The sequence below is a fragment of the Rahnella sp. P4_A8 genome, assembly GCF_056402435.1.
Genome location: NZ_JBFUHK010000083.1, coordinates 1 through 11,040, shown reverse-complemented (window position 1 = coordinate 11,040; position 11,040 = coordinate 1). Strand labels below are relative to the sequence as shown.

The window sequence follows — 11,040 nt, the reverse complement described above, 5'->3', positions numbered from 1 at the left end:
GCGTACCACAAAATTATCCTCATCCGCTTTCTGCGAAAAGAAAGCCGGGCATTGTGCTGGCGACATTACACAGTCTTTTGTTGAGTCTGCCGGTTCAGCAAAACAAACCTTCATCTCTTCTTCTCATTAATTGAATTCAGGCGCTTAACTGCGAAGGGCTTTCTATCGCCGTCAGGCGAATAAGAAAATAATATTGTTAAGGTTAGGAATAACAGTATGTGATTACCTGGTGTGACGCAGAACCTTGTTTTGTTGTGCACGGGGTAAATCAAATGGGGTGGGATCATCCTTAACGATCCCGGAAACAACATGGCGAACAACAGCCTGACGTTTCCAACGTTATTGAGTAATACATGCAGTAATAGGGGACAGCCATCTGCGGGTGGTAACTACATGGGGGCCTTTCTTGAGCAATTCGTTCCTGCTTTTGAAACCCATTGACCCAGCAAGGGTTTATCTTGCACCCGGGCGTGCAAGTTCATAATAAAAACTGGAGTTGAATAAAAATGACCAACATCACAAAAAAAAATCTGCTCGCTGCCTGCATTCTGGCTGCAGTAGGATCTGTTTCAATCAATAATGCATTCGCAGCCAACGTGCCAGCAGGCGTGACTCTGGCCGCCAAACAAGAGTTGGTGCGCAACAACGGTTCTGAAGTTCAGTCTCTCGACCCGCATAAAGTCGAAGGCGTGCCGGAATCTAACGTTATCCGTGATTTGCTGGAAGGCCTGGTAAATACCGATAGCAAAGACGGCAGCGTTATTCCTGGTGTAGCCACCAGTTGGGAAAACAAAGATTTTAAAGTCTGGACCTTCCACCTGCGCCCGGAAGCTAAATGGTCTAACGGCGACCCTGTAACAGCCGAAGATTTTGTCTACAGCTGGCAGCGTCTGGCGGATCCGAAAACTGCGTCTCCGTATGAAAGCTATCTGCAATACGGTCATATCGAAAACATTGACGACATCATCAGCGGTAAGAAAAGCCCTGATACTCTGGGTGTGAAAGCGCTTGACGACCATACCCTGCAAGTCACTCTGACCGAACCTGTTCCCTATTTCGTCAAAATGCTGTCTCACACCGCGATGAAGCCGGTAAACAAAAGTGTTGTTGAGAAATTTGGCGACAAATGGACTCAGCCAGAAAACTACGTGAGCAACGGTGCATACAAACTGAAAACCTGGACCGTTAACGAACGTATTGTTCTGGAGCGTAGCCCGACTTACTGGGATAACGCGAAAACCGTTATTAATCAGGTCACTTACCTGCCAATCTCCTCTGAAGTGACTGACGTTAACCGCTACCGTAGCGGCGAAATCGACATGACCTATAACAACATGCCGATCGAACTGTTCCAGAAACTGAAAAAAGAAATCCCGACCGAAGTCCACGTTGACCCGTACCTGTGCACTTATTACTACGAAATCAATAACCAGAAAGCACCATTCACTGATTCACGCGTTCGTGAAGCGCTGAAACTGGGCCTGGATCGCGACATCATCGTGAACAAAGTAAAAGCGCAGGGCGATTTGCCAGCTTATGGCTATACCCCTCCTTACACTGATGGTGCAAAACTGACGCCTCCGGCCTGGTTTAAAGAGACTCAGGAACAGCGTAACGAGCAGGCTAAAAAACTGCTGGCTGAAGCGGGTTATACCCCAGCTAAACCACTGACTTTCGACCTGCTGTACAACACGTCTGATCTGCACAAAAAACTGGCTATCGCCGCTGCCGCTATCTGGAAGAAAAACCTGGGTGTTGACGTGAAACTCGTTAACCAGGAGTGGAAAACCTTCCTGGACAGCCGTCATCAGGGCAACTTCGATATCGCCCGTGCTGGCTGGTGCTCCGATTACAACGAACCTTCTTCCTTCCTGAACACTATGCTGTCTGACAGCAGCAACAACACGGCTCACTATAAGAGCCCTGCGTTTGATAAAGACATCGCGGACACGCTGACCGCGAAAACTGACGAAGAACGCGCAGCGCTGTATCAGAAAGCTGAAACCCAGCTCGATAAAGATTCTGCGATTGTGCCTGTCTATTACTACGTGAACGCGCGTCTGGTGAAACCATACGTTGGTGGTTACACCGGTAAAGATCCACAGGACAACGTCTACGTTAAAGACTTATACATCATCAAACACTAATTAATCAGTGTCAGAGCAAGGCATCCCCGAGCTGCCTTGCTCCTTCTTTATTGATGAAGGTAATGTTTTTAGTGCCGGTTTTCGGTGCTGAAGCAAAGAGCCACCACGGCGGCTATCACCCGATAGTCGTCGTGACCAAGCCAAAACTATCAAGCTGTAGTGACAGGCTTAGAAACAGGTACGGGCAATGTTAAAGTTTATTTTACGCCGCTGTCTGGAAGCGATTCCGACGCTATTCATTCTGATCACCATTTCGTTTTTTATGATGCGTCTTGCACCTGGCAGCCCTTTTACGGGTGAGCGTAATCTTCCGCCAGAAGTGATGGCGAACATTGAGGCGAAATATCACCTCAATGACCCAATGTATAAGCAATATTTCCATTATTTAGAACAACTGGCGAAAGGCGATTTTGGCCCGTCGTTCAAATATAAGGACTACACCGTTAATGATCTGGTTGCGGCTTCTTTCCCGGTTTCAGCGAAACTGGGTCTGGCGGCATTTATCATGGCGATTGTGTTTGGCGTCAGTGCGGGCGTTATCGCAGCACTCAACCAGAACACGAAATGGGATTACACGGTGATGGGCGTTGCGATGACGGGGGTGGTCATACCCAGTTTCGTGGTTGCGCCGTTACTGGTGCTGATATTTGCCATCACGCTTAAATGGTTGCCTGGCGGCGGCTGGAATGGCGGTGGTGCCAAATATATGATCCTGCCGATGGTGGCACTGTCACTGGCTTATATCGCCAGTATTGCGCGTATCACCCGCGGTTCAATGATCGAAATTCTGCATTCCAACTTCATCCGTACAGCTCGCGCCAAAGGGTTGCCGCTGCGTCGCATCATTTTGCGCCACGCGCTTAAACCTGCACTGCTGCCGGTATTGTCATACATGGGACCGGCCTTCGTTGGGATTATCACCGGTTCGATGGTCATCGAGAGCATTTTCGGATTGCCGGGCATTGGCCAGCTGTTTGTTAACGGTGCATTAAACCGTGACTACTCACTGGTCTTGAGCCTGACCATTTTAGTGGGCGCATTGACCATATTATTCAATGCGATCGTCGACGTGCTTTATGCCGTCATCGACCCGAAAATCCGTTATTAATGCCGGAGTACGTCAATGATGTTAAGTAAGAAAAATAGCGACGTCGTGGAAAACTTCAGCGAAAAACTCGAAGTTGAAGGCCGCAGTCTGTGGCAGGATGCACGACGTCGTTTTATGCACAACCGTGCCGCGGTCACCAGCCTGATCGTGCTGGCATTTATCGCGCTATTCGTGGCGTTTGCGCCGATGTTATCCCAGTTTTCCTACGATGATACCGACTGGAATATGATGTCAGCGGCGCCTGATTTTGCTTCTCACCACTATTTCGGCACTGACTCTTCAGGCCGTGATTTGCTGGTACGTGTGGCGATCGGCGGACGTATTTCCCTGATGGTCGGTGTAGCGGCAGCGTTAGTGGCCGTTATTCTCGGTACGCTTTACGGGTCGTTGTCCGGTTATCTTGGCGGTAAAATTGACTCCGCAATGATGCGTCTGCTGGAAATTCTCAACTCCTTCCCGTTCATGTTCTTCGTTATTCTGCTGGTGACCTTCTTCGGGCAAAACATCCTGCTGATATTCGTGGCGATCGGGATGGTGTCCTGGCTGGACATGGCGCGTATCGTGCGTGGACAGACTCTCAGCCTCAAGCGTAAAGAATTCATCGAAGCGGCGCTGGTGAGTGGTGTGAGCACGCGCAATATTGTCCTGCGTCACATTGTTCCCAATGTGCTGGGCGTTGTCGTGGTCTACGCATCGCTGCTGGTGCCGAGCATGATTTTGTTTGAATCCTTCCTGAGCTTCCTGGGATTGGGTACACAGGAACCACTGAGCAGTYGGGGCGCGTTGTTAAGCGATGGCGCCAACTCGATGGAAGTTTCACCTTGGTTACTGCTGTTCCCGGCAGGCTTCCTGGTTGTAACTCTGTTTTGTTTCAATTTTATCGGCGATGGCTTGCGTGATGCCCTCGACCCGAAAGATCGTTAAGGAGTGCAATCATGAGCACCATTGAACATTCCACATTTGCAGCCCCCGCCGCGGTTGACGGCAAAGTTCCTCCAATCTTACTTGATGTTCAGGATTTGCGCGTCACGTTCGAGACTCCGGACGGTGACGTTACCGCAGTGAACGATCTGAATTTCGATCTGCGTGCTGGCGAAACGCTGGGCATTGTGGGCGAATCCGGTTCTGGCAAATCACAAACCGCCTTTGCTCTGATGGGATTACTGGCCAGTAATGGCCGCATCGGCGGTTCGGCGAAATTTAATGGCCGCGAAATCCTCAATCTGCCACAACAACAGCTCAATAAGCTGCGCGCAGAACAGATTTCGATGATCTTCCAGGATCCGATGACCTCTCTCAACCCGTACATGCGCGTGGGTGAACAGTTGATGGAAGTCCTGATCCTGCATAAAAAAATGAGTAAGCGCGAAGCGTTTGAAGAATCCGTACGCATGCTGGACGCGGTGAAAATGCCGGAAGCCCGCAAGCGTATGAAAATGTTCCCACATGAATTCTCCGGTGGTATGCGCCAGCGTGTGATGATTGCAATGGCGTTGTTGTGCCGCCCTAAATTGCTGATTGCCGATGAGCCGACCACGGCGCTGGACGTGACCGTTCAGGCGCAAATCATGACATTACTGAATGAACTGAAATCAGAGTTCAACACAGCAATCATTATGATTACGCATGACCTTGGCGTGGTGGCCGGTATCTGCGACAAAGTGCTGGTGATGTACGCCGGGCGAACCATGGAATATGGCCGTGCACGCGATGTGTTTTATGAACCTTGTCATCCTTATTCCATCGGCCTGCTCAATGCGGTTCCTCGTCTTGATGCCGAAGGTGGCGCGATGATGACTATTCCGGGCAACCCGCCAAACTTGCTGCGCCTGCCAAAAGGTTGTCCGTTCCAGCCGCGCTGTCCGCATGCGATGGATATCTGCTCCTCGGCACCGCCGCTGGAGCGTTTCGGGGATGGCCGTTTGCGTGCATGCTATAAGCCGCTGGAGGAGCTGGTATGACAGACAACACAATCATGAACAGTGYGGCAATGAACACCCACGCGCCAGAGAAAAAAGTTCTGCTCGAAGTGGCTGATCTTAAAGTCCATTTCGACATCAAAGACGGTAAACAATGGTTCTGGCAGCCCTCGAAAACCCTGAAAGCCGTCGACGGCGTGACCCTGCGTCTTTATGAAGGGGAAACGCTGGGCGTAGTGGGGGAATCCGGTTGTGGTAAATCGACCTTTGCCCGTGCGCTGATCGGGTTGGTGAAAGCCACTGACGGTCGTGTCGCATGGCTGGGCAAAGATCTGCTGAATATGTCGGACAGCGAGTGGCGCCACACGCGCAGTGATATCCAGATGATTTTCCAGGATCCGCTGGCGTCCCTGAACCCGCGTATGACCATCGGTGAAATCATTGCCGAGCCGCTGAAAACCTATAATCCGAAGATGCCTCGTCTTGAGGTGAAGGAAAAAGTGAAGGCAATGATGTTAAAGGTCGGGCTGCTGCCTAACCTGATTAACCGTTACCCGCACGAATTCTCCGGTGGTCAGTGTCAGCGTATTGGCATCGCGCGCGCACTCATCCTGGAACCGAAACTGATTATCTGTGATGAGCCAGTCTCTGCACTGGATGTGTCCATCCAGGCGCAGGTGGTTAACCTGCTTCAGCAGTTGCAGCGTGAAATGGGCTTGTCGCTGATTTTCATCGCGCACGATCTGGCGGTGGTAAAGCACATCTCTGACCGTGTTCTGGTGATGTATCTTGGTCATGCCGTCGAGCTGGGGACTTATGATGAGGTGTACAACAATCCTCAGCATCCGTATACCCGTGCCCTGATGTCTGCGGTGCCGGTTCCTGATCCGGACAAAGAGCGCAACAAAGTCATTCAGTTGCTGGAAGGGGAGTTACCTTCGCCAATTAATCCGCCGTCAGGTTGCGTGTTCCGTACCCGCTGCCCGATCGCCGGACCAGAATGTGCGATAACCCGTCCGTTGCTGGAAGGCAGCTTCCGCCACGCGGTATCTTGTCTGAAAGTCGATCCGCTCTGATAAATATTCTCAGACGGAAAGCATAAAAAAACCTGCCAATGGCAGGTTTTTTTCGTCTTCGTTATCTTTATGTATCGTTCTGCTAAGTCATTCAGATTGGATCAAGGCGGCAATTGAGTGAATTCCCGGGAGCTGACTTATGTCAGTGACCGGGGTGAATGAAAGCAGCCAACACAGAGCCGGTCTGAAGGACGACGGAGAAGATTATTCTTTCCAGAGGATATGGCAGAGCTTGTGATCTTTCTCGCGACACAGCAGAACACGGGCGAAAATATCATTGATAGGCTGGTCTTCAGCGTCAGCCAGGCCAATCACCACTTCAGCAAAGAAGTCCGGATTTAAGTCGAAATCCACGTGCTCAACCCAGTCTTCAGCCGGGTCATATAATTCAGCGCCGCCACGTTCTTCAAATTGCAGATTGAAGATCAGGATGTCTGCCGGATCAAGGTTATCTCCGGCCAGTTCCAGAAAGATGTCGTAGGCTTGTTCAAGCGTTTCGTCTTCGGTCAGGCGATTATTCAGGTCCATATCATTCTCGTTTACAGATGAGTGTATTCAGGCTGGTTCAGGCCGGTACTGTGTGTATTACATCATGCCCGACGTGGCTTTTACAGCAGCGGACTGAAAAAGTAGAACAATCGTTCGACGATGCGGTGCCAGAAAGGACGTTTAAGCCAGGCTTCCACATCCAGCAAATGCGAGCGGGCAATATAATCTTCCTGCACGCGGCCCAAATCATCGCCAAATCCGGCGTCATCAATGACCAGTGTTATCTCAAAATTGAGCCACAGACTGCGCATATCCAGATTCACCGTGCCGACCAGACTGAGCTGGCCGTCGACCAGAATACTTTTGGTATGCAGCAGGCCGTCTTCGAACTGGTAAATTTTGACACCGGCTTCCAGCAATTCGCCAAAGAACGCCTTACTTGCCCAGTTCACCATCATCGAATCGTTCTTCATCGGCAGAATGATACTGACATCCACTCCGCGCTGCGCCGCTGTGCAAATGGCATGCAGCAGATCGTCGCTTGGCACGAGATACGGTGTCGTCATCACCAGTTGTTCGCGTGCAGAATAGGTCGCGGTCAGCAGAGCCTGATGAATCATATCTTCAGGGAAGCCAGGGCCGGAAGCGATCACCTGAATGGTATGGCCGCTTTCCTGCTCGAACGGCATCTGGTTGAGATCCGGTTCCGGCGGTAAAATCCGTTTGCCGGTTTCAATCTCCCAGTCGCAGGAATACACGATACCCATTGTGGTGGCGACAGGGCCTTCCATGCGCGCCATCAAGTCCACCCACTGACCGACGCCGGCATCCTGTTTGAAGAAACGCGGATCGACCATATTCATGCTGCCGGTATAGGCGACATAGTTGTCGATCAGTACGACTTTACGGTGCTGACGCAGATCCATCCGGCGCAGGAACACACGGAACAGATTCACCTGCAACGCTTCAACGACTTCGATACCCGCGTTGCGCATCATGGCCGGGTAAGGGCTGCGGAAAAAGGCCACGCTGCCAGCGGAATCCAGCATCAGACGGCAATGAATGCCACGGCGAGAGGCCGCCATCAGGGATTCTGCGACCTGATCAACCAGACCGCCCGGTTGCCAGATATAAAACACCATTTCGATGTTACTGCGTGCCAGTCCGATATCACGCATCATCGCGTGCAGCACGTCATCGCTGGTGGTCAGCAGTTGCAACTGATTACCTTTTACACCGGCAATGCCCTGACGGCGCTCGCAAAGCTGGAAAAGTGAGGCGGCAATTTCACTGTTCTCAGTGGCAAAAATACGCTTACAGTCTTTGAGATCATTGAGCCAGCGGGCGGTGGAGGGCCACATGGCTTTTGCCCGTTCCGCACGGCGTTTGCCTAAGTGCAGTTCCCCAAACGAGAGATAGGCAATAATACCGACCAGCGGAATGATGTAGATGATCAGCAGCCATGCCATTGCGGACGGAACTGCCCGGCGCTTCATCAGAATGCGCAGGGTGACACCGGCAATCAGTAACCAGTAACCGAAAACCAGAAGACCGCTGATTACCGTATAAAATGTTGTCATAAAGGCGAAAAGTCCTGTTCGCAAGCCATCGGCATGAGTGTACGTGAAAGGGGAAACCTTTTAACTAACTTTATCCTGCTAATCAATCAGCTACCTCTGTAATCTGTATCAGATTAATAAAAGAGTCATCGCCCTGACATCAAGGTTAGCTGATAACGTGGAGGAAGGGGGAAAACAAGACTTGGATCACAACGTCATCGGCCTATAATGTCCCGCAGTTTTTCCGCTCAAGACACTTTCTGTAAAAGAAGCGCTTTCGTTAAAGAAGCAGCCACGGGCATTACGGGACACAAGTGAATGAAACACAGTAGAAATGAAGTCGGCCGGTGGCGGATGTTACGCCAGACCCAGCGCCGGAGAAGCCGCTGGCTGGAAGGGCAGTCAAGACGCTACCGCCATATTTACCGTATTCGTCAAATCCATCATCAGCAGCACCAGCGCCTTTCATTGTATGCCGTGAACTACGAATGGAATTCCTGATTAACGGGATTTAGGCTGAAAAAGCGCGCCACATTTTTTGCAGACCAGCGTGGCGTTTTTGCGCACTTTCGAGCTCATCTGTTCTGAAACATAACCGCATTCCGGGCAGGTGACCTTCGTGGTCGTGCTGGTTAGAAACTTCAGTCCGTCGAAGAATGACATAATGCTTACCTCATGGGTAGGGGTAAGCATTCTAACACAGAAGCGATGAATGCAATGTGACGGCATTCGGGGAATCACGCCATGAGGTGTGATGTCATGGCGCGTGAGGGGTGAAATCAGTCGAAAAGCTCTGAAAGGAAGCTCTTCTTTTTATAGGGCTTTTGGGACGGGTAATGGCCGCGGTTGTCATAATTGCCTTGCGGCCGGTGATCGTCTCGACGGTCACGTTCCTCATAGCGTGCAGTTGCAGGGCGTTCTGCGGCCTGTAATGTGGCAGATTTCTCGATGATTTTATCCAGCTCACCGCGATCCAGCCATACTCCGCGACAGTCAGGACAATAATCGATTTCAATGCCCTGACGTTCGGACATCACTAACTGACTTTCTTTGCATACCGGACATTGCATATCAGGTTCTCCGCTCGACTGTTAAAGAAAAAAGGCGCAGGTAACTGTTTGAGTAACCGGATATTTAGACAATCAACTGACGTAAGCAAAAGTAAAGTTGATTAAAGAGAAGGCGGGAAGGCACAGGGAATAGCGGGCAGCCCGAAAAACTGCCCATAAAACATCAGAATACGCGTTTGAACGGTTTGACAGTCACGGCTTTATACACGCCAGCTTTAACGTACGGATCGGCATCTGCCCACACTCTGGCGTCTTCCAGTGTTTCGAATTCGACAATCAGCACGGATCCGGTCATGCCGGCGGCGCCCGGATCTTCGCTGTCAATGGACGGGGTCGGACCTGCAATCAGTACGCGGCCTTGTTCATGCAATTTTTTCAGGCGTTCGATGTGAGCAGGGCGGGCAGCAGCGCGTTTCTCCAGCGAGTCGGAAACATCTTCAGAATAAATAACGTAAAGCATGAGTCACCTTTAATGGGGTTTTAGTGAGCGTTTTTTGGCAGCCAGAGGCTGCCTGACTATTTTACAGAATTAACATAGCTAAACCTGAAGTCCGGGGAAAGCGCTTTGCGTAGGATCAAAACAAGGGTTATTTGAGAATAGTTGTCATCTCGGTGTTGAATATGATTGCTATTTACATTTAAACTTGCGGCTTCACGGGGAAAATGAATCATTATGCCGCTAAAAAAGTTTAGATTTATCCGCAAGGTGACGGTGCCGGTTTTGCTTGCTGTTAGTTTACATGTCGCAGTCATTGCGGGCGTGTTGTATATGACGGTGGGCGAGTCAATCAAATTGCCAAGTCAGGATCAGAAGGTGATGAGTGTAACGATGGTCAATCCGGCCGACTTTGCACCCCCTCCGCCGCCGCCACAACCTGAACCGACACCGCCAGCACCTGAGCCGGAACCGGAAGTCGTGCCGGAGCCACCGCCGCCGCCTGAAGCCGTTGTGATTCCGGAGCCCCCAAAACCTAAGCCAAAACCGGTGAAAAAGCCGGTCGTTAAACCGAAGGTGAAACCCGTTGAACGTCCCGTCGAAAAACCGGCGCAAACGGTACAAACTGCCCCGGTAACCAGCAACCAGCCGGTCACTAAACCCGTGAGTCAGCCTCCGGCGTCTACCAATGCGCAGAGCAATACCGGTCCGCGGCCGCTGCAGCGTGGCGAACCTGCTTATCCGGCGCGAGCACTGGCCTTACGTATCGAAGGGCGGGTTCGTGTACAGTTTGATGTGGACAGCGATGGTCGTGTGCAAAACGTACGTGTTCTGTCAGCTGAGCCGCGCAATATGTTTGAGCGGGAAGTGAAACAGGCGATGAGCAAATGGCGCTATGAACCGAAGGCTGCCAGCAATCTCGTGGTGAACCTGGTGTTCAGGATTAAAGGCGGTTCTGCTGTCGAATAAGCCAGGACAGGTCATCACCAGTGATTTCCACGCAAAAAAAGGTCGCCATGAAGGCTAATGCCGGTCACTTAAGGTGACCGGCATTGTTTTTTAAGGGATATTTCGACCTTTTTTCTCTCACTTCCCTCGCATATTCACGCTCACGTCTCGAGGGCAGTTTTAGCATCGCTGCGTTGCTGTAAAAATGCTTCAGATGACCCGGGATGGCTCCCGCTGATGCCCACGGCAGCCCGATTAACAACCGTAATATCTCCGACACTGCACCGC

At 51.1% G+C, this 11,040-nt stretch carries 12 protein-coding genes and 1 pseudogene; 7 read left to right on the top strand and 6 right to left on the bottom strand.

Translation table 11 applies throughout. The features are described from left to right. Positions 1-506: 506 nt before the first annotated feature. From oppA to oppF, 5 genes are all read left to right on the top strand, one after another. Positions 507-2,147 (top strand): oligopeptide ABC transporter substrate-binding protein OppA, encoded by a 1,641-nt coding sequence (gene oppA / locus AC1DUO_RS22010; RefSeq protein WP_013575946.1) that lies wholly within the window; start codon positions 507-509, stop codon positions 2,145-2,147. A gap of 187 nt (positions 2,148-2,334) precedes the next feature. Beyond that, the gene (gene oppB / locus AC1DUO_RS22005) at positions 2,335-3,255 is read left to right on the top strand and encodes an oligopeptide ABC transporter permease OppB (protein ID WP_013575945.1); all 921 of its coding nucleotides are present in this window, start codon (positions 2,335-2,337) and stop codon (positions 3,253-3,255) included. A 15-nt stretch (positions 3,256-3,270) separates the two neighbouring features. Further along, the gene (oppC, locus tag AC1DUO_RS22000; RefSeq protein WP_477988752.1) at positions 3,271-4,179 is read left to right on the top strand and encodes an oligopeptide ABC transporter permease OppC; all 909 of its coding nucleotides are present in this window, start codon (positions 3,271-3,273) and stop codon (positions 4,177-4,179) included. Between the two features lie 11 nt (positions 4,180-4,190). After that, entirely contained in the window at positions 4,191-5,216 is a 1,026-nt protein-coding gene (gene oppD, locus AC1DUO_RS21995) for an ABC transporter ATP-binding protein (protein ID WP_037034493.1), read from the top strand. Between the two features lie 29 nt (positions 5,217-5,245). Then, the gene (gene oppF / locus AC1DUO_RS21990) at positions 5,246-6,250 is read left to right on the top strand and encodes a murein tripeptide/oligopeptide ABC transporter ATP binding protein OppF (protein ID WP_015690069.1); all 1,005 of its coding nucleotides are present in this window, start codon (positions 5,246-5,248) and stop codon (positions 6,248-6,250) included. Between the two features lie 204 nt (positions 6,251-6,454). Here the strand turns inward: oppF and AC1DUO_RS21985 are convergent, their stop codons facing one another. Continuing rightward, positions 6,455-6,778 (bottom strand): HI1450 family dsDNA-mimic protein, encoded by a 324-nt coding sequence (locus AC1DUO_RS21985; RefSeq protein WP_013575941.1) that lies wholly within the window; start codon positions 6,776-6,778, stop codon positions 6,455-6,457. A gap of 80 nt (positions 6,779-6,858) precedes the next feature. Further along, positions 6,859-8,319, bottom strand: coding sequence for a cardiolipin synthase (gene cls, locus AC1DUO_RS21980; protein WP_013575940.1), 1,461 nt, complete (start codon positions 8,317-8,319; stop codon positions 6,859-6,861). A gap of 297 nt (positions 8,320-8,616) precedes the next feature. Between cls and AC1DUO_RS21975 the strand changes: the two genes are divergently transcribed. Further along, the gene (locus tag AC1DUO_RS21975) at positions 8,617-8,799 is read left to right on the top strand and encodes a YciY family protein (RefSeq protein ID WP_037034487.1); all 183 of its coding nucleotides are present in this window, start codon (positions 8,617-8,619) and stop codon (positions 8,797-8,799) included. On the opposite strand, the gene AC1DUO_RS21970 is transcribed toward AC1DUO_RS21975, so the two are convergent. The 3 genes from AC1DUO_RS21970 to AC1DUO_RS21960 form a co-directional block, all read right to left on the bottom strand. Then, entirely contained in the window at positions 8,800-8,961 is a 162-nt protein-coding gene (locus tag AC1DUO_RS21970; protein ID WP_013575939.1) for a YnfU family zinc-binding protein, read from the bottom strand. 116 nt (positions 8,962-9,077) lie between these two features. Beyond that, positions 9,078-9,368 carry a TFIIB-type zinc ribbon-containing protein gene (locus tag AC1DUO_RS21965; protein WP_013575938.1) on the bottom strand — a complete coding sequence of 97 codons (291 nt, stop codon included), beginning with the start codon at positions 9,366-9,368 and terminating at the stop codon, positions 9,078-9,080. Positions 9,369-9,531: 163 nt separating this feature from the next. Continuing rightward, positions 9,532-9,828 (bottom strand): YciI family protein, encoded by a 297-nt coding sequence (locus tag AC1DUO_RS21960; RefSeq protein ID WP_037034485.1) that lies wholly within the window; start codon positions 9,826-9,828, stop codon positions 9,532-9,534. 213 nt (positions 9,829-10,041) lie between these two features. Between AC1DUO_RS21960 and AC1DUO_RS21955 the strand changes: the two genes are divergently transcribed. Further along, a complete protein-coding gene (locus AC1DUO_RS21955; RefSeq protein ID WP_013575936.1) occupies positions 10,042-10,773 on the top strand; it encodes an energy transducer TonB in 732 nt (243 codons plus the stop codon). Between the two features lie 64 nt (positions 10,774-10,837). On the opposite strand, the pseudogene AC1DUO_RS21950 reads toward AC1DUO_RS21955, so the two are convergent. After that, a pseudogene (locus AC1DUO_RS21950) lies at positions 10,838-11,040 on the bottom strand (IS4 family transposase); the annotation flags it as partial.

Excerpts from the sequence above, each read along its gene's own strand:
- oppA (WP_013575946.1), top strand. The coding sequence starts at position 507 with ATGACCAACATCACAAAAAAAAATCTGCTCGCTGCCTGCATTCTGGCT.
- oppB (WP_013575945.1), top strand. The coding sequence starts at position 2,335 with ATGTTAAAGTTTATTTTACGCCGCTGTCTGGAAGCGATTCCGACGCTA.
- oppD (WP_037034493.1), top strand. The coding sequence starts at position 4,191 with ATGAGCACCATTGAACATTCCACATTTGCAGCCCCCGCCGCGGTTGAC.
- oppF (WP_015690069.1), top strand. The coding sequence starts at position 5,246 with ATGAACACCCACGCGCCAGAGAAAAAAGTTCTGCTCGAAGTGGCTGAT.
- AC1DUO_RS21985 (WP_013575941.1), bottom strand. The coding sequence starts at position 6,778 with ATGGACCTGAATAATCGCCTGACCGAAGACGAAACGCTTGAACAAGCC.
- cls (WP_013575940.1), bottom strand. The coding sequence starts at position 8,319 with ATGACAACATTTTATACGGTAATCAGCGGTCTTCTGGTTTTCGGTTAC.
- AC1DUO_RS21975 (WP_037034487.1), top strand. The coding sequence starts at position 8,617 with ATGAAACACAGTAGAAATGAAGTCGGCCGGTGGCGGATGTTACGCCAG.
- AC1DUO_RS21970 (WP_013575939.1), bottom strand. The coding sequence starts at position 8,961 with ATGTCATTCTTCGACGGACTGAAGTTTCTAACCAGCACGACCACGAAG.
- AC1DUO_RS21965 (WP_013575938.1), bottom strand. The coding sequence starts at position 9,368 with ATGCAATGTCCGGTATGCAAAGAAAGTCAGTTAGTGATGTCCGAACGT.
- AC1DUO_RS21960 (WP_037034485.1), bottom strand. The coding sequence starts at position 9,828 with ATGCTTTACGTTATTTATTCTGAAGATGTTTCCGACTCGCTGGAGAAA.
- AC1DUO_RS21955 (WP_013575936.1), top strand. The coding sequence starts at position 10,042 with ATGCCGCTAAAAAAGTTTAGATTTATCCGCAAGGTGACGGTGCCGGTT.